The 22,191-nt window shown below is 40.6% G+C and carries 19 protein-coding genes; 10 read left to right on the top strand and 9 right to left on the bottom strand.

The genetic code is table 11. The features are described 5' to 3' along the window. Positions 1 to 175 precede the first annotated feature (175 nt). From lepA to acpS, 7 genes are all read left to right on the top strand, one after another. Positions 176 to 1,972 (top strand): translation elongation factor 4, encoded by a 1,797-nt coding sequence (gene lepA, locus M998_RS17355; RefSeq protein ID WP_068446556.1) that lies wholly within the window; start codon positions 176 to 178, stop codon positions 1,970 to 1,972. A 17-nt stretch (positions 1,973 to 1,989) separates the two neighbouring features. Continuing rightward, complete coding sequence (lepB, locus tag M998_RS17360) at positions 1,990 to 2,955, top strand: signal peptidase I (protein WP_068445308.1); 966 nt, start codon at positions 1,990 to 1,992, stop codon at positions 2,953 to 2,955. Positions 2,956 to 3,252: 297 nt separating this feature from the next. Continuing rightward, positions 3,253 to 3,933 (top strand): ribonuclease III, encoded by a 681-nt coding sequence (gene rnc, locus M998_RS17365; RefSeq protein ID WP_068446554.1) that lies wholly within the window; start codon positions 3,253 to 3,255, stop codon positions 3,931 to 3,933. Beyond that, positions 3,930 to 4,838, top strand: coding sequence for a GTPase Era (era, locus tag M998_RS17370; RefSeq protein ID WP_068445307.1), 909 nt, complete (start codon positions 3,930 to 3,932; stop codon positions 4,836 to 4,838). The genes rnc and era overlap by 4 nt, the downstream gene beginning before the upstream one ends. Positions 4,839 to 4,850: 12 nt before the next feature. Continuing rightward, the gene (gene recO, locus M998_RS17375; protein WP_068445305.1) at positions 4,851 to 5,579 is read left to right on the top strand and encodes a DNA repair protein RecO; all 729 of its coding nucleotides are present in this window, start codon (positions 4,851 to 4,853) and stop codon (positions 5,577 to 5,579) included. Between the two features lie 274 nt (positions 5,580 to 5,853). Next, positions 5,854 to 6,585, top strand: coding sequence for a pyridoxine 5'-phosphate synthase (gene pdxJ / locus M998_RS17380; protein ID WP_068910043.1), 732 nt, complete (start codon positions 5,854 to 5,856; stop codon positions 6,583 to 6,585). Further along, positions 6,585 to 6,971 (top strand): holo-ACP synthase, encoded by a 387-nt coding sequence (gene acpS, locus M998_RS17385; protein WP_068910044.1) that lies wholly within the window; start codon positions 6,585 to 6,587, stop codon positions 6,969 to 6,971. The genes pdxJ and acpS overlap by 1 nt, the downstream gene beginning before the upstream one ends. Before the next feature lie 121 nt (positions 6,972 to 7,092). Here the strand turns inward: acpS and M998_RS17390 are convergent, their stop codons facing one another. Then, entirely contained in the window at positions 7,093 to 7,353 is a 261-nt protein-coding gene (locus tag M998_RS17390) for a YfhL family 4Fe-4S dicluster ferredoxin (protein ID WP_068910046.1), read from the bottom strand. Between the two features lie 258 nt (positions 7,354 to 7,611). After that, positions 7,612 to 8,064, bottom strand: coding sequence for an XRE family transcriptional regulator (locus tag M998_RS17395; protein ID WP_068910048.1), 453 nt, complete (start codon positions 8,062 to 8,064; stop codon positions 7,612 to 7,614). A 198-nt stretch (positions 8,065 to 8,262) separates the two neighbouring features. Here M998_RS17395 and leuE point away from each other — a divergent pair, with 198 nt between their 5' ends. Then, complete coding sequence (leuE, locus tag M998_RS17400; RefSeq protein ID WP_068445298.1) at positions 8,263 to 8,910, top strand: leucine efflux protein LeuE; 648 nt, start codon at positions 8,263 to 8,265, stop codon at positions 8,908 to 8,910. A gap of 78 nt (positions 8,911 to 8,988) precedes the next feature. Then, positions 8,989 to 9,480, top strand: a complete 492-nt coding sequence (gene tadA, locus M998_RS17405) for a tRNA adenosine(34) deaminase TadA (protein ID WP_068910050.1) — start codon at positions 8,989 to 8,991, stop codon at positions 9,478 to 9,480. Between the two features lie 59 nt (positions 9,481 to 9,539). Here tadA and mltF read toward each other — a convergent pair whose 3' ends face one another. Continuing rightward, positions 9,540 to 11,204 carry a membrane-bound lytic murein transglycosylase MltF gene (mltF, locus tag M998_RS17410; RefSeq protein WP_068910052.1) on the bottom strand — a complete coding sequence of 555 codons (1,665 nt, stop codon included), beginning with the start codon at positions 11,202 to 11,204 and terminating at the stop codon, positions 9,540 to 9,542. A gap of 269 nt (positions 11,205 to 11,473) precedes the next feature. Between mltF and purL the strand changes: the two genes are divergently transcribed. After that, entirely contained in the window at positions 11,474 to 15,361 is a 3,888-nt protein-coding gene (purL, locus tag M998_RS17415) for a phosphoribosylformylglycinamidine synthase (protein WP_068910053.1), read from the top strand. 115 nt (positions 15,362 to 15,476) lie between these two features. On the opposite strand, the gene M998_RS17420 is transcribed toward purL, so the two are convergent. From M998_RS17420 to uhpC, 6 genes are all read right to left on the bottom strand, one after another. After that, positions 15,477 to 15,842: a type II toxin-antitoxin system PemK/MazF family toxin gene (locus tag M998_RS17420; protein WP_068445292.1), complete on the bottom strand. Its 366-nt coding sequence runs from the start codon at positions 15,840 to 15,842 to the stop codon at positions 15,477 to 15,479. Beyond that, on the bottom strand, positions 15,842 to 16,105 hold the full coding sequence (locus M998_RS17425; RefSeq protein WP_068445290.1) for an AbrB/MazE/SpoVT family DNA-binding domain-containing protein: 264 nt from the start codon (positions 16,103 to 16,105) through the stop codon (positions 15,842 to 15,844). The genes M998_RS17420 and M998_RS17425 overlap by 1 nt, the downstream gene beginning before the upstream one ends. A 164-nt stretch (positions 16,106 to 16,269) precedes the next feature. After that, entirely contained in the window at positions 16,270 to 17,355 is a 1,086-nt protein-coding gene (fbpC, locus tag M998_RS17430) for a ferric ABC transporter ATP-binding protein (protein WP_068910055.1), read from the bottom strand. Then, on the bottom strand, positions 17,345 to 19,414 hold the full coding sequence (locus tag M998_RS17435) for an ABC transporter permease (RefSeq protein WP_068910056.1): 2,070 nt from the start codon (positions 19,412 to 19,414) through the stop codon (positions 17,345 to 17,347). Before M998_RS17435 ends, fbpC begins: the two co-directional genes overlap by 11 nt. 296 nt (positions 19,415 to 19,710) lie before the next feature. Continuing rightward, positions 19,711 to 20,742 (bottom strand): ABC transporter substrate-binding protein, encoded by a 1,032-nt coding sequence (locus M998_RS17440; RefSeq protein ID WP_068445283.1) that lies wholly within the window; start codon positions 20,740 to 20,742, stop codon positions 19,711 to 19,713. A gap of 46 nt (positions 20,743 to 20,788) precedes the next feature. Next, the gene (gene uhpC / locus M998_RS17445) at positions 20,789 to 22,117 is read right to left on the bottom strand and encodes an MFS transporter family glucose-6-phosphate receptor UhpC (RefSeq protein WP_068445281.1); all 1,329 of its coding nucleotides are present in this window, start codon (positions 22,115 to 22,117) and stop codon (positions 20,789 to 20,791) included. Positions 22,118 to 22,191: the final 74 nt, after the last annotated feature.

Raw genomic sequence — 22,191 nt, forward strand, 5'->3', positions numbered from 1 at the left:
TTATGCCTATGCAGGTTTACAGTTGTTTTACATTGAATCTTTGTGTTAGACGGTTCTTCTATGTAAAATGCTGCTAATTAGCAATCTTGTGATAATCATAGCATTTTAGTTTTGTGGCGGTTTTTGCTCAAAACTGATTTTGTAAGGCAATTTAAAAGAAGATATTACCTTGAAAATCAATAATATAAGAAATTTTTCTATCATTGCTCATATCGACCATGGCAAGTCTACTTTATCAGATCGTATTATTCAGATTTGTGGTGGTTTAACAGATCGTGAGATGGCGGCGCAAGTTCTAGACTCAATGGACTTAGAACGTGAGCGTGGGATCACTATCAAAGCACAAAGCGTGACGTTAGATTATAAAGCGTCTGATGGTGAAACTTACCTCTTAAACTTTATCGATACACCCGGTCACGTTGACTTCTCTTATGAAGTATCACGCTCACTAGCGGCATGTGAAGGCGCATTATTGGTTGTTGATGCAGGGCAGGGCGTTGAGGCTCAAACACTCGCTAACTGCTACACTGCAATTGAAATGGATTTGGAAGTTGTTCCGATTCTAAACAAAATTGATTTACCTGCCGCAGATCCTGATCGCGTTGCTGATGAAATAGAAGATATCGTTGGTCTGGATGCTCATGATGCAGTTCGCTGTTCAGCGAAAACAGGGGTCGGTGTTCAAGATGTAATCGAGCGATTAGTCAAAGAAATCCCACCACCTATTGGTGATGTTGACGCGCCATTACAAGCACTAATTATTGACTCTTGGTTTGATAATTATTTGGGTGTTGTTTCACTTATTCGCATTAAAAACGGCACGCTGAGAAAAGGTGACAAAATTAAAGTCATGAGTACCGGGCAGGTCTACAATGCGGAGCGCTTGGGTATTTTTACGCCAAAACGTGTTGACCGAGACGTACTTAGTTGTGGTGAAGTAGGTTGGTTAGTCTGTGCAATTAAAGATATCACTGGAGCACCTGTTGGCGATACCTTAACAGGTGCCCGTAATCCAGCGGATAAAGCATTACCGGGCTTTAAAAAAGTTAAGCCACAGGTTTATGCGGGTCTATTCCCTGTTAGTTCTGATGATTATGAAGCATTTCGTGATGCTTTAGGCAAATTGAGCTTAAATGATGCCTCTTTGTTTTACGAACCAGAAACATCAACAGCACTAGGATTTGGTTTTCGTTGCGGTTTCCTCGGCTTGTTGCACATGGAGATTATTCAGGAGCGTTTAGAGCGCGAATATGATCTTGACTTGATCACTACCGCGCCGACGGTCGTTTATGAAGTTAGGCTGACCGATGGTGAAGTTGTATTGGTTGATAGCCCATCTAAATTACCACCACTGAATAATATTGAAGAGTTGCGGGAGCCAATTGCAGAGTGTCATATGCTGATGCCTAAAGAATATTTAGGTAATGTGATTACACTTTGCATTGAGAAACGTGGCGTTCAAACCAATATGGTCTATCATGGAAATCAAGTATCGCTGACTTATGAAATTCCTATGTCAGAAGTGGTCTTAGACTTTTTTGATAGATTAAAATCAACTTCTCGTGGTTATGCCTCATTAGATTACGGATTTAAACGCTTCGAACCATCAGATATGGTACGGGTTGATGTTCTTATCAACAATGAGCGTGTTGATGCTTTGGCATTAATTACTCACAGAGCGAATTCTCAATATCGTGGACGTGATCTAGTTGAAAAAATGAAAGAATTGATCCCGCGTCAGCAATTTGATATCGCTATTCAAGCGGCGATCGGTAACCATATTATTGCTCGTTCTACAGTTAAACAGCTACGTAAAAACGTTCTTGCCAAGTGTTATGGTGGTGATGTTAGCCGTAAGAAAAAACTGTTGCAGAAGCAAAAGGATGGTAAGAAACGTATGAAGCAAGTGGGTAACGTTGAGCTACCACAAGAAGCGTTCCTTGCTATATTGCACGTCGGTAAAGATAACTAAAAATACAAGGAGTCTCAATGGCTAACACTTTTGCCTTGCTCTTAACGCTGGCAACATTAATCACTGGGATTATTTGGTGTTTAGACAAGTTTAAGTTTGCCCCTGCACGAAAAGCGAAGCTGAAAAAATTGCAGGAAATGACAAGTGGTTCAATGAGTGAAGACGAACTGGAAAAAGCAGTTCGTCGACCATCATGGCTAGAGACAGGAACATCAATTTTTCCTGTTCTAGCGATTGTGCTTATTGTTCGTTCATTTATCTATGAGCCGTTTCAAATACCATCAGGGTCGATGATGCCAACATTATTGGTTGGTGACTTTATGTTAGTTGAAAAATTTGCTTATGGATTAAAAGATCCCATTACGCAAACAACCTTGATTGAAACAGGCAAACCAAAACGTGGTGATATTGCCGTATTTAAATATCCGAAAGATACGAATGTTGATTTTGTTAAACGTGTTATTGGTATGCCGGGTGATAAAATTGTTTATAACCCAGATGCAAAAGAACTGACTATTTATCCAAATTGTGCTGACAACAACTGTACTGAACGTTTACCAATCACATATGGCCCATTAGCACCAAGTGAATGGACGATGTTTTTTGATATAGATTCCGTCGTTGATAGCCAAAAAGGTAATTTCGAGATACCGGTGGATCAAGAATTACCAAGAAATGCACTTCGTCAATATCAAAGAAGTGAAACGTTAGGGGCAGTTGAACACCAAATCTTGATCATTCGTCAAGCGGTTACTGAAGCGAAATATATTCAGCCAAACATGCCGCATAATGAATGGATTGTTCCAGAGAAACATTATTTTATGATGGGTGATAACAGAGACAATAGCTCCGATAGTCGTATGTGGGGCTTTGTTCCTGAAGAAAATTTGGTTGGGCGAGCAGTATTTATTTGGCTAAGTCTTGATAAGCAAGAAAATGAATGGCCAACGGGTATCCGCTTTAGTCGTATTGGTCCACTATAATTTGATAATAATCGCCTAGTATCAATGCGGGTTTTCAACTGGAAACCCGCATTATCCGAAGCATTATTATTCTACCCAGTGTACAATATAATTTAATTAATATTATTGGTTCCCCAATTATTAACTCTTCTCTTTTTAAGTCATTATAACTAATAAGAAATTATAGTATTAGTTTGTTTGACTGATAAAATTGTTGCGTTGCGGGAGTCAGTGCAAACGCAACAGTTTTGTAAAATAATATATTTTACAGGTCTGTTGCGTGTGCTTTTTTATCAAATGAAAAATGGTTGGGCGCACATGAACCCCTCGTTGTTAGAAAGATTACAGCGTAAGCTTGGTTATCAATTCGTACAAAATGATTTGTTGATTCAAGCTTTAACACACAGAAGTGCAAGCAGTAAACATAATGAACGCCTTGAATTTTTAGGCGACTCTATTTTAAGTTTTGTGATCGCAAATGATTTATATCATCGTTTTCCAAAAGTGGATGAAGGTGATATGAGCCGCATGCGGGCCACTCTGGTGCGTGGAAATACATTGGCTGAAATAGCCCGTGAATTTGAACTGGGTGAATGTTTACGTTTAGGCCCGGGTGAACTGAAAAGTGGTGGCTTCCGCCGCGAATCAATCCTTGCTGATACTGTTGAAGCCCTAATTGGCGGTATTTTTCTTGATAGTGATATTCAAACAATCGAGAGAATTATTTTAGCTTGGTATCAAAGTAGATTGGATGAAATTAGCCCGGGTGATAAGCAAAAAGACCCGAAAACGAGATTACAAGAATATCTGCAAGGGCGTCACTTACCATTGCCTAACTATATAGTAGGGCAGGTAAAAGGTGAGGCTCATGATCAAGAATTTACGATCCACTGCGAAGTTAGTGGTATTGAACAATCGATTAATGGTGTTGGTTCAAGCCGTCGTAAAGCAGAGCAAGCCGCTGCAGAACAAGCATTGAAAATTTTGGAGCTTGAATGAGTGAATTACAATCCCACTGTGGCTTTGTTGCTATAGTTGGACGACCAAATGTTGGTAAGTCGACGCTGTTGAATCAGCTTTTAGGGCAGAAAGTATCAATTACTTCAAGAAAGCCTCAAACGACTCGCCACCGTATTATGGGGATCCATACAGAAGATAATTATCAGATTATCTATGTTGATACCCCAGGCTTACATATTGAAGAAAAAAGAGCCATTAACCGTTTAATGAACCGAGCTGCATCAAGTTCGATTGGTGATGTTGAGGTAGTCATTTTTGTGGTTGAAGGTACTAATTGGACACCTGACGATGAAATGGTGCTCAATAAATTATCAAGCTTACGCTGTCCGGTGATCTTGGCGATTAATAAAATTGATAATGTCACGGATAAAACAATTTTATTGCCACACATTGCGATGATCAGTGAAAAGATGAATTTTTTGGATGTTGTTCCGATCAGTGCTGAAAAAGGCATGGGTGTCGACACTCTGGCGAGTATCGTTAAAAAGCATATTCCAGAAGCAATCCATCATTTTCCTGAAGATTATATTACTGACCGTTCTCAGCGCTTTATGGCCTCAGAAATTATTCGTGAAAAGCTAATGCGTTTTCTCGGGGATGAATTACCGTATTCCGTTACTGTAGAAATTGAGCAGTTTAAAATGACGGATAAAGGCTTCTTTCATATCAATGGGTTAATTCTTGTTGAGCGTGAAGGCCAGAAGAAAATGGTTATTGGTAATAAAGGTAGCAAACTAAAAACTATTGGTACTGAAGCACGTATCGATATGGAAAGAATGTTTGAGACTAAAGTACACCTTGAGCTTTGGGTTAAAGTTAAATCAGGTTGGGCGGATGACGAAAGAGCACTGCGTAGCCTTGGTTATGTTGACGACCTAAAATAGTTGGTAAGTAAGGTGAGTGGCTGGCAACGCGCGTTTGTACTCCATTCTAGGCCTTTTAGTGAAACAAGTTTAATGCTTGATTTTTTCACTGAAGGCGAAGGGAAAATTCGTTTACTGGCCAAAGGTGCTAGACGTAATCGCTCACCTTTACGAGGTTGTTTGCAACCTTTTACACCTTTGCTTATCCGTTGGGGCGGCAAAGGTGAAATTAAAACTTTAATCAATGCTGACCCCGTGTCTTTAGCTCTCCCATTAAGCGGTACTGTTCTTTATAGTGGCTTATATCTTAATGAATTAACTGCACGTGTATTAGAATTCGGCACACCGTATTCTGCGCTATTTTTTGATTATCTTTCTTGCTTACAGATATTAGCGGCTAGTGAATACACCCCAGAATCAGCTTTGCGTCAATTTGAACTCGCATTGTTATCGTACCTTGGTTACGGTGTTGATTTTCTGCATTGTGCAGGAAGTGGCGAACCTGTTACTGATACAATGACTTACCGTTACCGTGAAGAGAAAGGTTTTATCGGTAGCTTGGTGATAGATCAGTTAAGCTTTACCGGTAAACAACTTAAGGCATTAGCTAGCCGCGAATTCCTTGATCCCGATAGCCTGAAAGCAGCGAAACGGTTTACTCGCATGGCATTAAAACCTTATCTAGGAGGAAAACCATTAAAAAGCCGTGAACTATTCAGGCAGTTTACTTCTCCTCTACCAATCCAAAATAAGCCTGATTAGCGTTATTTTTTGATTTTAGTTGTACGCTACTCAGTTTCCTATCTCTTTGAACAACGCTATTTTTACTTTCCGTTACCTTTCAAGACAAGCCGATTTTCTATCTGGATATCTTTTTTACGAAGCGCTTCCCAAAATCTAAATGTAATAGTGAAAATGTGATTATCAGTTTGAAATTCTTTTTGAAGAGTGAGAGATTAACTCCCTCAAGATGCCAAATTGCAGTAGGATAGAGGCATAAAAGAGTTTGTTACTGTTTCTTGATAGGGAGTTAAAAATGGCTGAGCTTTTATTGGGTGTGAATATTGATCACATTGCAACGGTAAGAAATGCTAGAGGTACTCAATACCCTGATCCTGTGCAAGCCGCATTTGTTGCGGAGCAGGCCGGGGCTGATGGTATTACAGTTCATTTACGGGAAGACCGTCGCCATATTACTGACAGAGATGTTGCACTGCTCAATGAAACGATTCAAACTCGAATGAATCTTGAAATGGCAGTAACGGATGAAATGATTGATATTGCATGTCGCATTAAACCTGCATTTTGTTGTTTAGTACCGGAAAAACGTGAAGAAGTTACGACAGAAGGTGGGTTAGATGTTGCTGGTCAAAAACAAAAAGTTGCATACGCAGTCAAGCGTCTATCTGAAGCCGGGATCTTAGTTTCTCTTTTCATTGATGCGGATCACGAGCAAATCGATGCCGCACAACAGTGTGGAGCCCCATTTATTGAGATCCATACAGGTGCATATGCTGATGCTAAAACAGAGCAAGAACAAGAATTAGAATTTCGCCGCATTCGTGATGGTGTGGTTTATGCTGCGGGTAAAGGGATTAAGGTTAATGCGGGGCATGGACTAACCTATCACAACGTCCAGCGTATAGCCCAGCTACCTGAAATTTATGAGCTAAATATTGGTCACGCCATTATCGGTCGAGCTTTATTCAGTGGCTTATCTCAGGCTGTGTCTGACATGAAGACATTACTGACAGAAGCGCGTAAATAATGGCAATTGTTGGCCTAGGTACGGATATAGTTGAAATAGCACGTATTGAGTCTGTTATTGAGCGCACGGCTGATAGCTTAGCAAAGCGAATATTGACACAAATTGAATTCACTCAATACCAGCAGCAGACTAAACCGGCGCGTTTTCTGGCTAAACGGTTTGCGGTGAAAGAAGCGGCTGCCAAAGCTTTAGGTACAGGGATCCGTAATGGTCTGGCATTTAATCAGTTTGAAGTAACGAATGATAAATTGGGTAAGCCATTATTAAGTTTGACTGGTGAGGCCTTAAATTTAGCTAATAAACTACGAGCGACACACTTTCATGTTTCTATCACAGATGAACGGCATTATGCGTCTGCAACTGTGATTATCGAAAGCTTAGCGTAAATTATTTGGTTATTTGTCATTTTTGGTGGTTCACAAATTGCTGGTATCAGGTTTATGGCCAGCAATTTATTTTAGCGAGGTATTCAAGGGAAAATTAGATAGTTACGCAGCATTTGTAACGTTAAATTTTATCTGCGTGATGAATAATCACAAATTTATCCCAAAGTTGTTCTTGGGTTTCCATATGTTCAGGATCCGTGATGATGGTGTTAGTGATGGGGCAAACTGATTGGCAAGTGGGTTTATCATAGTGCCCAACGCATTCAGTACATAAGTCTGAGTCAATTTCATAAATTTCATTGCCCATATAAATTGCATCATTGGGGCATTCGGGCTCACACATATCGCAGTTGATACATTTTTTTGTAATTAATAGTGCCATTTTTATCAGTGAAATCTATTTTATCTTGTATTAAGGCGGCTATTCTACACTGAAATTCAATAATTGAATACTGAAATGTTTAAATGAAAATAATAGGCTAATGTTTTATTCATGGTTATTTTTGTTAATTTATTGTATTTGATTTAATTTAAAGTATGAGTTATAAATAAAATGAAAATTAAACATTAGCTTTCGTAAAAAATAAGGATTGGAATGAAAATGCAATCCTTATTGTTAGTTTAATGTTTTTGTTTGTTTTTATTCAACAAAGTTAACTTTATAGATATACCATTCTTTATTATTTTCAGTTTGAATGAATATATGAAGAATGCCGGCGACAAGAAACATTGTTGTAGATTTTATTGTGTTTTCAACAGCAAAATCGTCACTTAGTAATATAGTAATATTTGCATTATCAGCTATTTGGTATAACTGAAAGATTTTAGTTTCTAAATTGTAGCCATATAAAAATTGTTTATTTTGAGCTGTATCGTAAAAGGCTTGTAGATTACTTAGATAAGTAAGCAATTTTCCTTTTTGTACGGGAACTTTTTCATCAATTTTACCATTATCTGCCAGTGAATATATTGCGTAAGATTTATCTTTTGAGTGCCCTAAGAAAAAGTTTTTTTTAGCTGCGGTAAACGCTAATGTTGTTGGATAGAAATCTTCAAAGCCGGCTTTTTGAATGGTTGATTTATAAACTGCCATTTTATTTTCCTTATATTAGGTTTTAATGAGAGTGAACCAAATGCACATTCATCATATTTAAATAGGAATCATTTGAATATAATATTTGTTATTAGTCTTTAATATATATATTAAATAAAGATGAATGATTAATGCTTTAAATATTCACAATCAATAGAAGTTATGGTAGTAATAATAAAAAAATATAAGGGTTTTATCATGTTTGAAAATCTAGGAGTGTTGAATTTTTGGACCTACTTAGCCGGATTGATTCTCATCATTATCGTACCGGGGCCAAATTCGTTGTATGTATTAAAAACAAGTACTTCTTATGGGACTAAGTCAGGGTATCGTGCAGCTCTAGGTGTGTTCACTGGAGATGCCATGTTGATCTTTCTTTCCTTTATTGGTGTTGCTTCGTTGATTAAGGCTTCGCCAACACTGTTTACGATAGTTCGCTATCTTGGGGCCGCCTATCTTTTATACTTAGGTGGGAAAATTTTATATGCGACATTCTGGCAAAAAAAATCGCTTTCATCAGAGACAGAAGCAGTTTTAGTCAAAAAAGAAAAGGTTTTTACGCGTGCTTTGGTTCTTAGCCTAACGAATCCAAAAGCCATATTGTTTTATATCTCATTTTTTATTCAATTTATTGATTTTAATTACACTCATGCTTGGGTTCCTTACCTTGTATTAGCGACTATTTTAGAGATGGTGAGCTTTCTATACCTGAGTCTACTCATCTTTAGTGGTTATTTGATCGCACGTTTTTTGCGTGAAAAGCAAGTGTTAGCTAAACTAGGAAACTGTACCGTTGGTGCTTTTTTTATGGGTTTTGCCGCTAAATTAGCCATTTTTAGTAATTAATACGGCTATATTTCGAATTGCAGTCACTTGAACATTTAGTGATAATCTAACACTAATATAGAGAATATAGAGGTAAGAGTGACGCAAATAGAGATTGATGAGTATTGGATGAGTCAAGCGCTTGAACTTGCAAAAAATGCACAAGAGGCAGGAGAGATCCCTGTCGGTGCATTATTGGTTAAAGATAATCAGTTAATTGCATCAGGCTGGAACTGCTCAATTGAAAATCATGATGCAACGGCACATGCGGAAATAGTGGTATTACAGCAAGCAGGAAAAGTACTAAATAACTATCGTTTACTTGATACGACCCTCTATGTCACCTTGGAGCCTTGTATTATGTGTACAGGTGCGATGATCCACAGTCGTATAGGGAGAGTTGTTTATGGGGCTAAAGACTTCAAAACAGGTGCATGTGGTTCTTTTATTAATATTATGGGCATGTCAGGCTTAAACCACTATGTTGAAGTAACTGGGGGAGTATTAGAGGAAACTTGCTCATCAATGCTGAGCGCTTTTTTTAAAATGCGCAGAGAACAGAAAAAAATATTAAAGCGTCAACAGAGTTAGCGCTTATCATTATGAATAATAAATTTTGCTATGAATAGCTTATTACTTAAAGTTAAATTTTAGCCTTTGTTATTGGGATCCTCATGAGGTGAATTGATTTCTTCTCGCGCATTTTGATTTGTTACAGGCAGTGTGGGTAAAAATTGAGGCCCTAATGGGAGCTTGCTATTAGGGATGAATTCGGGCTTTTTAATTGATGATTTTGCCGATTCAACATAGCCAAGGCTCACTTTTTCCTCTGGAGGAGATTGCCCCTCGTTTGGTTGTGTATCTTGTTCAGTATCAATCGCTTTTTCTGGGTAAAAAATATAAGTTAACGATTGCTGTGCAATATCCAACGAATGCTGTTTTTTATCTTGGCTTTGTAAGTAGCCAACTAAACTTTGATGGTAGCGTCGAATATTTTCAACGTATCGGTAGGCTTCGTGCCCACGAGCATAACCATAGGTAAGCTGAGAGTAGTATTTCTTTTGTGTTAGAAGCGGTAATCTAGCTTTGACATCCAGCCAACGATCTGGGTCGCCTCCGAGCATTTGAGTTAATTTTCGGACATCTTGCATATGCCCATACCCCATATTATAAGCAGATAAAGCAAACCAGATACGATCATCTTCGGCGATAGATTCCGGCAAGCGTTCCATTATATATTCAAGATAAGCGGTACCTCCCTTAATACTTTCTTCAGGGTCTAATCTATCGGCAATCCCCATTGTTGTCGCCGTTGGCTTAGTTAACATCATTAAGCCTCTAACCCCTGTTGGAGAGGTGGCGAGTGGGTCCCAATGGGACTCTTGCCATGCGATCGCCGCAAGTAGCTTCCAATCTATTGAGTCTGCATACTTTTCAAATAAAGGCTGATATTCAGGCAGTTTATTATTGATTGCTTTAATAAATGTGAGGGTATCGAAGTAATCAAAGGTCTCTACATGACTAAAATATTTTTCTGTCAATCTAGCAAGTAACTCTGTTTCATTACTTGAATTAAAAAAATCTAATAACGCAGCATTTAAGCTATCGTCTTGGTTACGGCTCATATACCAAGTAATGGCATGATCATCAAGTAAATCAAAGGCGACAGCAATTTGAGGATGAATACGTTGCTGTAAAGCGACAGCGATTGAATCTTCTAATACGTAATCAATTTCGCCATCAGCCAACATTTCAAGCAATTGATTTGTTGTGTATTTGGAATTTTCTTCCCATTTTAAGTTTGGATATTGTTTAGCAAGCTCTTTTAATGTCGTTGCATGGGCAGTTCCTGACATTACAACTAGTTTACCGTTGATATCATTGAAGGATTTCGGTCGAGTTGAGCCTTTTCGATAAACCAATTGCTGCGTAACATTCAGGTAACTAGGCCCTGTTTTCATTTTTTCCAATCTGTCTTTATTATATAGCAGGCCTGCAACAGCAATATCGGCAGTGCCTTTTTCAAGATCGTTAAAAATTTCTTCGAAGGTAGGCCTTAGTGTGATTTTTAATTTTACACCTAGGTACGTAGCAAAGCCTTGAGCCAGCTCATAGTCAAAACCATGCAACTGTTTTTGCTCATCGATATAGATAAGTGGGGAGCTAACGGCACTAATACGCAATTCACCTTGAGACATGATTTTATTGATTTGTGAATCTTGCGAATTTGACCATCGAAGATTAAAACCGATGATCATGGTAGCCAGTAAAGCGATGACCACGATAATTAAATAGTTAACTTTTAAGTTATTCAAATAGTTATTTCTCGTGCGTTTAACAGGTGCTGTGTAATGTAAAAAAGATAGTCAAGTAATGGTTATAATTCCAGTAGTCGGGTATTTTGCTCAACAATGATGATCGGTGCAACCTATATTATCCTATTTAGCACATAATAATATTTAACTAATCGCTTTGTTTTTAATCACGCAAACGGTTTCGTATTGATGAACATTGCTCTATAATGTGTTCCGGTTTCCCTGCTTTTGTGATCAGGGCTGGCGATTAAAAGAGAGAATTTAAGACGATGGAAATTTTGCGCGGTTCACCTGCTCTATCAGCATTTCGTATTACCCGCCTTCTGGCGCTGTTTAATGAAAAGCAGCTTCCTGTTACGAATATCTACGCTGAATATATGCACTTCGCTGATTTATCAGCACCATTGAGTGACAGTGAGCAAGGCAAACTAAGCAGTTTGTTAAAATATGGTCCTTCTCTCGCAGAGCATGAGCCATTTGGAAAGCTTATTTTAATCACTCCACGTCCGGGAACTATCTCTCCTTGGTCTTCAAAAGCGACAGATATCGCACATAATTGTGGCCTAGCACAGGTAAAAAGAATTGAGCGGGGCATCGCCTACTACGTACAAGCCGATGCTTTAAATGAAGCCCAGTGGCAAGATGTTGTTTCCATCTTACATGACCGAATGATGGAATGTGTGTTTACTGAGTTTGAACAAGCGGAAGCATTATTCGTTCAACATGAACCTGCACCATTAAAATCTATTGATATTATTTCGGGTGGGCGAGCGGCGCTTGATATTGCAAATAAAGAAATGGGCTTAGCGTTAGCCGATGATGAAATTGACTATTTATTAGCCGCCTTTACTGAATTAAAACGTAATCCTACAGATATTGAACTGTACATGTTTGCACAAGCAAACTCTGAGCATTGTCGTCATAAAATTTTTAATGCTGATTGGATTATTGATGGTGAAGAACAGCCCAAATCGCTGTTTAAAATGATTAAAAATACCTTTGAGAAAACACCGGATTACGTATTATCGGCTTATAAAGATAATGCGGCCGTGATGGAAGGTTCATCGGTTGGGCGTTTCTTCCCTGAACCCAATGATCGCACATACCGTTATCATCAAGAAGATGCGCATATTTTGATGAAAGTCGAGACGCATAACCATCCAACGGCAATTTCTCCATGGCCGGGAGCCGCAACAGGTTCTGGTGGTGAAATTCGAGATGAAGGCGCAACCGGGCGCGGTGCTAAACCGAAAGCTGGGTTAATTGGTTTTTCAGTATCCAATTTACGTATTCCTGGCTTTGAGCAGCCATGGGAAGAAGATTTTGGTAAGCCTGATCGTATAGTGACCGCTTTAGATATTATGATGGAAGGCCCACTCGGGGGCGCTGCATTTAATAATGAATTTGGTAGACCTGCATTATTAGGTTACTTCCGTACCTATGAAGAAAAAGTGAATAGCCATAATGGTGAAGAGCTACGAGGTTACCATAAGCCCATTATGTTAGCGGGGGGGATTGGTAATATTCGTGCAGATCACGTCCAAAAAGGTGAAATTACCGTTGGCGCCAAGTTAATTGTGCTTGGTGGGCCATCCATGAATATTGGTTTGGGTGGTGGTGCTGCTTCTTCAATGGCATCAGGTCAATCAGATGCAGATTTAGATTTTGCTTCTGTTCAGCGCGACAATGCAGAAATGGAACGCCGATGCCAAGAAGTTATCGATAGATGCTGGCAGCTTGGTGATGATAACCCAATTCTCTTTATTCACGATGTCGGCGCGGGTGGTTTGTCGAATGCCATGCCAGAATTAGTGAATGACGGTGGGCGAGGTGGTCGTTTTGAGTTACGTAAAATTCTGAATGATGAACCGGGTATGAGCCCATTAGAGGTTTGGTGTAATGAGTCACAAGAGCGTTATGTTATGGCGGTTTCCCCTGAGCAAATGCCATTATTTACTGCGATTTGTGAGCGTGAGCGTGCGCCATTCGCGGTTATTGGTGAAGCAACGGAAGCGCGTCATCTAACATTAGATGATACACATTTTAATAATCAACCTATCGATATGCCATTAGATGTTTTACTGGGTAAAGCACCTAAAATGTTAAGAGACGTTAAAACGTTAAAGGCGCGCCCTGATGCATTAGATAGAACGGCAATTAGTTTAAATGAAGCCGTTAAGCGTGTACTTCATTTACCTGCGGTTGCAGAAAAAACCTTCTTGATCACCATCGGTGACCGTACAGTGACGGGTATGGTTGCTCGCGACCAAATGGTTGGCCCTTGGCAAATTCCAGTGGCTGACTGCGCAGTGACGACGGCAAGCCTTGATAGTTATTATGGTGAGTCGATGTCTCTAGGTGAAAGAACGCCAGTTGCATTGCTCGATTTCGCGGCATCAGCGCGGATGGCTGTCGGTGAAGCATTGACTAATATTGCTTGTTCTTATGTAAAAGACCTTAAACGTATTAAGTTATCCGCAAACTGGATGGCAGCAGCGGGTCACCCCGGTGAGGATGCGGGTCTTTATGAAGCAGTGAAAGCCATTGGTGAAGAGCTTTGTCCAGCATTAGGCCTGACTATTCCTGTAGGCAAGGATTCAATGTCAATGAAAACACGCTGGGAGCAAGATGGCAAAGAGCGTGAAATGACTTCCCCATTATCCTTGGTGATCACCGCGTTTGGGCGTGTTGAAGATGTTCGCTTGACCGTAACGCCTGAATTAAAAACAACAGCAAATAATGCATTGTTATTGATTGATCTTGGACAAGGGCATAATGCGCTTGGTGGCTCTGCTCTGGCGCAAGTGTATCGCCAACTTGGTAATAAGGCGCCAGATGTGCGCAGCCCTGAAATACTCTCAGGCTTCTTTAATGCCATTCAACAGCTATTATCCGAGCAAAAATTGTTGGCTTATCATGATCGTTCTGATGGCGGGCTATTTGTCACTTTGGTTGAAATGGCATTTGCAGGTCATTGTGGGATCAATGTGGATATCAGCTCTTTTGATGAAGATACGCTAGCGGCACTGTTTAATGAAGAGCTTGGTGCGGTGATCCAAATTGAAGAGGCTGACCGTCAATATGTTGAAGAGTGCTTTGCACAGGCCGGCTTAGCCGGATGTGTACATTATTTAGGGTCTGCAACAACGGATGACGCGGTGATCATCAATAGCCGTGATACCGTTGTTTATAATGAATCTCGTAGTCTGTTACGCCAATGGTGGGCAGAAACGACATGGCAGATGCAGCGTTTACGTGATAATGAAGTCTGTGCTGATGAAGAGCATAATGCGAAATTAGACAGCAAAGATCCGGGGCTAAGTACCCATCTGACATTCGATATTGCCGATGATATCGCTGCGCCTTATATTTTGTCTGGTATTCGTCCTAAAGTCGCGGTGCTTCGTGAGCAAGGGGTTAACTCACACGTTGAAATGGCGGCAGCATTTGACCGAGCAGGTTTTGATGCGGTAGATGTCCATATGAGCGACTTATTGTCAGGTAATCTTTCTTTAGCCCAATTCCAAACTTTGGTTGCTTGTGGGGGCTTCTCTTACGGAGATGTGCTCGGCGCTGGTGAAGGTTGGGCGAAATCAATTCTGTTTAACGCTAAAGTGCGGGATGAATTTGAGTCATTCTTTCATCGTGCTGATACACTTTCACTTGGTGTGTGTAATGGCTGCCAGATGATGTCTAATTTACATGACCTCATTCCGGGAGCTGAATTCTGGCCACGTTTTGTCCGTAACCGTTCTGAGCGTTTTGAAGCGCGTTTTAGCTTAGTCGAAATTGCAAAGAGCCCATCTTTGCTGCTGCAAGATATGGCTGGTTCTCGCATGCCAATTGCGGTTTCACACGGTGAAGGTCAAATGGAAACTCGTGCAGCGGCACATTTACAGCAATTAGAAAATAATGGGCTAGTTGCTATGCGTTTTGTGGATAATTATGGGCAAGTGACGGAGCAGTACCCGGCAAACCCAAATGGTTCAGTGAATGGTATCACCTCTGTGACTTCAACTGATGGTCGAGCCACCATAATGATGCCTCACCCTGAGCGTGTTTTCCGTACGGTGAGTAATTCATGGCACCCAGAAAATTGGGGAGAAGATAGCCCATGGATGCGTATTTTCCGTAATGCACGTAAGCAATTAGGTTAAAATCTAAGATTATTAATCTAGCTTAAACAATAAATTAAAGGCACTCGATGATAGGTTTATCTCGGGTGCTTTTTTTATGGATGGTGGGTAATGTTGTATTTATAGTGTAAAAATTTTATTGAGGATCGATAATATCGACGATTTTCCCCAGTACTTCTTCAAAAATATTCTCTTCTAATGTCGCTGAATATGTCGCTTTTCTTGTGACTAAATCGAGGGAGCGTAGTTGGTAGCATAAAACACAGCCTGTAATTTTTCCGGTATCAGTACTTGAACCATCTAAATAAACTGTGACGCTTTGAGCTCGTGAAGCATTACCACCACTGGTGATTGGAGCACATAGCACAGTACCCAGAGCTTGATTAAGTTGTGAATCTGTAATCACTAAATAGTAATGGGGGCCTTTAAATTCTTTACCACTAACAGGATCGCCATTGATATGCCAAATTTGGCCTTTATGAGGCTTTTTTACTTTTGCCATTAGATAATCTCATGACCAATTGGATCTGAGTTATCCAGTTGGCTATTTAGGCTTTGAATTTCATTTTTATCAATGCCAGAGAGTAGTTCAGTAATTGATTTTCGCCCTCTAGCAATCCGCTTTGCAGGCTTGATACATACAGACTCACCAACTGCGTCGATATCTAGCTTCATCCCGACAACCCAGCCGGCCATACTGGCAATATCGCTTGGGATTGTCAGTACAACAGCACCACCTTGTTGCCTTAATTTTGTTGTTGACATAATAAACCTCATTTATGAGAAAAGAGTGTAACTTAGTCACACTATATCATAAGTTACATAAAGTCACACATTGTTCAAGCTTCAACTTATTAACAAAGTGGATAAAAAAACCGCCTAACTTTCATTAGACGGTTATTAGTGTTAACTGTTTTCGAACGGATTAATTATTCAAGAATAAACATGCCATAGGGGTGGATCTGTAAATACAGGTTTTCACCAACAGAAGGCTGCAATTGGGTTGCATTTATTTGCAATAGCATTGATTGCCCATGCCAATCTACAGTCACTTCGTATTGCGGCCCCATATAAGCAACATGGGTAATAACACAGCGCTGGCTGTCCTCTCCTTGATGACTCAATGTGATAGCTTCAGGGCGAACACCAACGGTAACTTGAGTTTTATTGCTAATAAATTGCTCTGGGCGTGGCAAGCGATAATTAAAAATATCAACAGCATCAGCGCTGAGTGTTGCAGGGAAAATATTCGCATCCCCCATAAAACTGGCCATAAATTTAGAGGCTGGCTGGCGGTAGAGTTCTTGCGGCGAGCCCAACTGCATAATTTTACCTTTGTTCATCACCAAAACCATATCAGATACTGCAAATGCTTCGCTTTGGTCATGTGTGACGTACAGTGAGGTAATATTAAATTGCTGCTGCAATTCACGAATTTTTTCGCGCATACTGCGGCGTAAGTTAGCATCTAAGTTACTGAGTGGTTCATCGAACAGTAAGACTTTCGGTTTTAGGATCAATGCGCGAGCTAAGGCGACTCGCTGCTGTTGCCCCCCTGAGATTTGGTCAACAAAACGCTCACCAAAACCGGCTAAATCAACGATTTCTAAGGCTTCATCAACCCGTTTTTTGATCTCAGCTTTAGGTAACCCCAGCATCTTTAATCCGTAGCCAACGTTCTCCCCTAAAGACATATGCGGGAACAATGCATAAGATTGGAAAACCATACAGATATCACGCTGCTGTATTGAACGGTCAGTGACATCCTCACCATCAATGAACATACGACCTTCAGTGGGTTTTTCGAGTCCAGCCACCAAACGTAATACCGTCGTTTTACCACAGCCCGAAGGGCCTAATAAAGTGACCATGCTCCCCTGTGGGATAGAAAGGCTTAACTCGTCAATGACCGTATTGGTCCCAAAGCGTTTAGTAATATTTTTTAATTCAACAAAGCTATTTGTTTTAACAAAACTAGGTTGTGTCATGTCAGTGACTCCATGATTACTGTGCATTTTTGGCTTTGGAACGTGAAACACGGGCTTCGCCAATCAAATAGTCAAACAAGAAAATAATGGCAAGCATGACCACTATCAGGATAGAACCGTAGGCAATTGCGACACCGTATTCGCCATCTTCAACTCGGTTAAGAATATAAGCGGTTGCAACACGGGTATCTGGTGTGACGAGGAATACAATGGCACTGACGGTAGTAATTGCCCGCACGAAGCTGTAAATAAGTGCTGATAAAATAGCCGGGCGCAGCAGAGGTAATAGGATGTAAAAAATCGTCCGCATTGAACCTGCACGTAAACTTAATGACGCTTCATCCAGCGACTTATCAATTTGTCCCAGCCCCGCAATCCCCGCTCGAATACCGACAGGCACGTTACGCATCGTCATTGAGATAATGATGATAGCTGCCGTACCCGTTAAGTAAAATGGCGAGTCATTAAAGGCTAAAATGTAGGACACCCCAGCAACGGTTCCTGGAACAGCGAAACAAAGCATGGTGGTGAATTCGATGGTTTTCTTACCACGAAATTCTTGACGAACCACAATGTAAGCAATCAATAAGCCCAGTGTGGCGGTAATCGGTGCTGCAATAGCGGCATAAAGTAAGGTATCAAGCAGTGAAGGCCATGCACCATCGCTCATTCCTTGACCGAACAATTTAATGAAGTTATCTAAGGTTAAGGTGTAATCAACACCCCAGTTAACGGTAAAGCTTCCGTAGAAAATACTGCCGTATAGCAATACGTTGAAAGCAACCCAAAGGGTGAGGATCGTGGTTACGATAGTGACTAATGAGATAGGTAATGGTTGAACATCGCCACGGTAAGATTTACCTGAAACCGTGACATAAGAGCGTTTACCAATCCACATATACTGCACACAGAAGATTAATAATGAGAATACTAACAGCGAGGCACCTAAGGTACTTGCTGCTTGATAATCTAACTGAGAACCGGTGATATAGAAGTAAATCTGGGTTGCGAGTACGTCAAAGTTACCGCCCAGGACTAATGGGTTACTAAAGTCAGCGAGTGATTGTACGATAACAATTAAAAATGCATTGGCGAGCGCAGGTTTCAATAATGGCATGAAAACGTTAAAGAACGTTTGATAGCGATTTGCGCGAAGGGTATAAGAGGCTTCTTCTAATGATGGATGAATGGTTTTTATTGCACCATCCAAAATCATAAATGACATTGGGGTAAAGGCTAAAACTTGCGCTAACCAAATTCCGGTGAAACCATATAGCCAGTTGGTATTTTCCAGTCCCATATATGTCGCCATAAATTCAGTGACATAACCTGAACGACCCATCATTAACGTGACACCTAAACCGACAATAAAAGGCGGCGTCACGATGGGGAGGATTGAAAACACACGGCCAATAATGGCGGATCGCTTGGCAATGCGAGAAGTATAAATCGCGAGGATTAAACCAAAGAATGTACAGCCAGCACCAACAGCCAATGAAAGGAAGACGGAGTTAATAATAACTTGGATAATGTGTGACTGAGTCAGAATGGCGACGAAAGCCAAAGGTGCAAAATCACCATTACCATCGGTAAACATCGGAATAAAGATGGCGATGCTTGGGAAAACGATGAATAGGGCAATCAGCACGACAACGGTAATTAAGGATCCAATAACAAATTGGTCTCCCCCTAACCATTCTAAGCGGGTTAGCGCCAGCGTCATTATCATACCAAGGGCAATAAATAGGATGATGGCTGAATAACCAAGACCTCTACCGTCAAAATAAGCCGTTAAAACAACAATTGCTGCTGTAATGACAGCCACGGCAATATCAAAATAGTGACGGGATTTATGATAACGATCCGCGGGTGTTAATGGGCGAATAAGCAAAATCGAGGGTAATAAATACCATAGCCAGCTAATGTTGAGGCTACTCCAGCCGTAAGCGGCTAATATTTCATCTTGTGTTGAGTCGAGTAAGCCATAATCTAAGCTCCAAGATGGCAGCAAGGCGAAGCCTAGCCAAGCGATCAGGAGCCAAAGAAAGAGCGTATCTTTCTTTGGGGCTGATAGTGTATGAGGCATGTGTCTTTCCCTCAGTCCGTTATATTTTGCGCTACAGTATTGTTGGCTGCATTTGGTCACCCTAGTCACATACTTTGGTATATTTCTAGGGATAATCCCATTTGCCGTCTAGCTGTAGCGCAAACTATTTAGGACTTAAAAATGTTGTAATAAGAATTATTGAGTCAATTTTTGAGTTGTCATCATGATTACTGACGCTCGAATTATTAGGACTTAATTTTTATTTTTTTAAAGTAAGAGCTAAGTGCGGGGGTTACACCGCACTTAGACTTGTCATACTTCAAGTTGCAGGGTTGTTATTTGCTCATTTTGACTTCAGTAACCCATTTGTTGATGAGATTTTTACGAACATCAGCGTCGCCATATTTATCCATATCATAGTTAATAAGATTTAAATCATTGAGTTTTAACGAGATAGGTGAAGGCTCTGCCGTGGTATTGGTCAAGATTTGGTAAGATTGACCCTGTTTCCAACTTAGCTCTTGTGCTTCTTTAGACAGAACGAAATCAACAAACAGTTTGGCATTGTCGAGGTTACGCGCATTTTTTAAAATACTGATACCGCCGATTTCATAGCCAGTTCCTTCACAAGGCGCGATAAGCTCAAGTGGTGCACCGTTTTCAACTTCTAATGAATAATCATGTAAGAATCCGATACCAATAGCGGATTCACCGCGAGCGGCATTACGGGCAGGGGCAATACCGGACTTAGTATATTGTGAAATATTACTATTCAATTTTTTTAGATAATCAAAAGCTTGCTCATTTCCCCAAAGTTGGTCGAATGTTGCCAGTGCGGTATAAGCAGTTCCTGAGCTTTGTGGATCGGCAATTTGAATTTCACCTTTGTACTCAGGTTTGATCAAATCTTTCCAGCACGTCGGGACGGGTAAACCTTTTTCTTTCAGGCGATCTTTATTAACACCAAAGCCTAGGATGCCAATATAAACAGCGGATGAATAGTTACCCTTACGTTTTGCTGGGTCTTGGAATTGCGGCATAATTTCCGCTAGATTTGGTGATTTATAGGCTTGGAGTAAATCCATTTCACCCGCTTGTGAGTGTGGGTCGAGTGTCCCACCGTACCAAACGTCAGCTTGTGGATTACGTTTTTCTGCTTCGATTTTGGCAAGTGTACTACCTGAACCATTGCGGATAAAGGTGGTTTTAACATCATATTTTTTAGCGAAAGCCTGGGTTTCTGCTTCACACATCGCATTTGTTGCGCTGCAATAAACCACAAGACGACCCGCTGCGTTAGCGGTTGTTGAGATAGCCGCGAGTGATAAACCGGCTGCGATAAGTGTAGAGAGAGTTTTCAGTTTCATGGTCCGTCCTTTATTCAGATTTATTATCGGATTCGATCTTAGTAAGTTATTCATGCTTTATAGTAGAGGGTGAAACAGTGCCTGCTAAATGCTCTCGCTTGCTAACATTTGCAATCAAAAGAGGCATTAGCAGTAGCCCCATCAAGGCTGCTGCACTGGCAAGTAAGGCAAACATTCCTGACCAACCATAGCGTGCAATGACTTGAGAGAGAGGCCATCCTGCAATTGCAGCGCCTAAATAGGCATACAATCCGAGATAGCCAGTTACCGTGCCAGCTGCTTTTTTATGACAATATTCTGTTGCAGCTAGACCGATTAACATTTGTGGGCCAAAAACAAAAAAGCCGATAGCAAAGAAACACACAGCCAACAATGCATAATGATGAATGGGTGTTAACCATAGGGCGCTAACCGAAACAAACAGCCCAAGGGAAAACAATAGGATCATTGGTGCTCGCTGACCTCGAAATAAAATATCGGAACCCCAACCAGAGCACAGAGCGCCGAGTAATCCACCCAATTCGAACAGCGATAACGTCGCATTTGCACTTAGCAAGTTTGTACCGTGGGTTTCCGTCAACCAGAGATTTCCCCAATCGTTTATCGCCATACGAATGAGGTAAACCAAAATATAAGAAACGCCCAATAACCAAATCATACGGTTAAATAAAATCGTTTCTTTCAATATTGTCAGCATTGGCAATGGTGGCGACAGACGCTCTTGGCGCAGCTCTAACACATCGTGGCGCCATTGCCCCACGGTGGGTAACTGCTCTTCTTCTGGTGTTCCTTTTAGTCTGTTACATAGCCATAAGCCAATGACAATACCAATAATACCGGGAACGATTAATGCCATCTGCCAACTATAATAAGTCGCGAGCAATGCTGCCAAAAGTGGCAATAACATGCCCCCTAAATTGATTGAGATATTCCACAATCCCCACCAAAATCCCCTTTCATTTCGAGAATACCAATTTGTTAGTATTCGAGCGCAGGGTGGCCAGCCCCAACCTTGAAAGAAACCATTTAACGTCCAAACGATCAGTAATGCGGGAAAAGATAAACAATAAGCAAAAATAATATTGAGTATTCCAGTCATCACAAGACCGGCTCCCATAAACCAACGATATCCCGTTACATCGTGAAAAATACCCGATAAAAATTTAGAAATACCGTAAGTTAAATAAAAGGCGGTTGCTATCCAACCGATGTCACTTTTGTCTAGCAATAATTCAGCTTGCATGACCGGCATAACAAAATTAAAACTTTTTCGTGTCAGGTAAAAAGTGGCATAACCCACAATCATGGATAGCATTAATTGACGACGCCAAAAACGGTATGAGTTATCCAGATTCAATTTGCGTTTACCTGTCATGGTGGCGTTTATCCCGTAGAGCAAATGTAATCAAATTTTTAACAAAAAGGATGAGATAAGGTATTAGAGGGCTA

Source organism: Providencia heimbachae ATCC 35613 (assembly GCF_001655055.1).
Classification (GTDB): Bacteria; Pseudomonadota; Gammaproteobacteria; order Enterobacterales; family Enterobacteriaceae; genus Providencia; species Providencia heimbachae.

Coding starts and splice junctions, on each gene's coding strand:
- era (WP_068445307.1), top strand. CDS start 3,930: ATGAGTGAATTACAATCCCACTGTGGCTTTGTTGCTATAGTTGGACGA.
- M998_RS17395 (WP_068910048.1), bottom strand. CDS start 8,064: ATGGCAGTTTATAAATCAACCATTCAAAAAGCCGGCTTTGAAGATTTC.
- M998_RS17425 (WP_068445290.1), bottom strand. CDS start 16,105: ATGTCAACAACAAAATTAAGGCAACAAGGTGGTGCTGTTGTACTGACA.
- M998_RS17390 (WP_068910046.1), bottom strand. CDS start 7,353: ATGGCACTATTAATTACAAAAAAATGTATCAACTGCGATATGTGTGAG.
- rnc (WP_068446554.1), top strand. CDS start 3,253: ATGAACCCCTCGTTGTTAGAAAGATTACAGCGTAAGCTTGGTTATCAA.
- M998_RS17420 (WP_068445292.1), bottom strand. CDS start 15,842: ATGGCAAAAGTAAAAAAGCCTCATAAAGGCCAAATTTGGCATATCAAT.
- purL (WP_068910053.1), top strand. CDS start 11,474: ATGGAAATTTTGCGCGGTTCACCTGCTCTATCAGCATTTCGTATTACC.
- lepB (WP_068445308.1), top strand. CDS start 1,990: ATGGCTAACACTTTTGCCTTGCTCTTAACGCTGGCAACATTAATCACT.
- M998_RS17440 (WP_068445283.1), bottom strand. CDS start 20,742: ATGAAACTGAAAACTCTCTCTACACTTATCGCAGCCGGTTTATCACTC.
- acpS (WP_068910044.1), top strand. CDS start 6,585: ATGGCAATTGTTGGCCTAGGTACGGATATAGTTGAAATAGCACGTATT.
- pdxJ (WP_068910043.1), top strand. CDS start 5,854: ATGGCTGAGCTTTTATTGGGTGTGAATATTGATCACATTGCAACGGTA.
- fbpC (WP_068910055.1), bottom strand. CDS start 17,355: ATGCACAGTAATCATGGAGTCACTGACATGACACAACCTAGTTTTGTT.
- M998_RS17435 (WP_068910056.1), bottom strand. CDS start 19,414: ATGCCTCATACACTATCAGCCCCAAAGAAAGATACGCTCTTTCTTTGG.
- uhpC (WP_068445281.1), bottom strand. CDS start 22,117: ATGACAGGTAAACGCAAATTGAATCTGGATAACTCATACCGTTTTTGG.
- leuE (WP_068445298.1), top strand. CDS start 8,263: ATGTTTGAAAATCTAGGAGTGTTGAATTTTTGGACCTACTTAGCCGGA.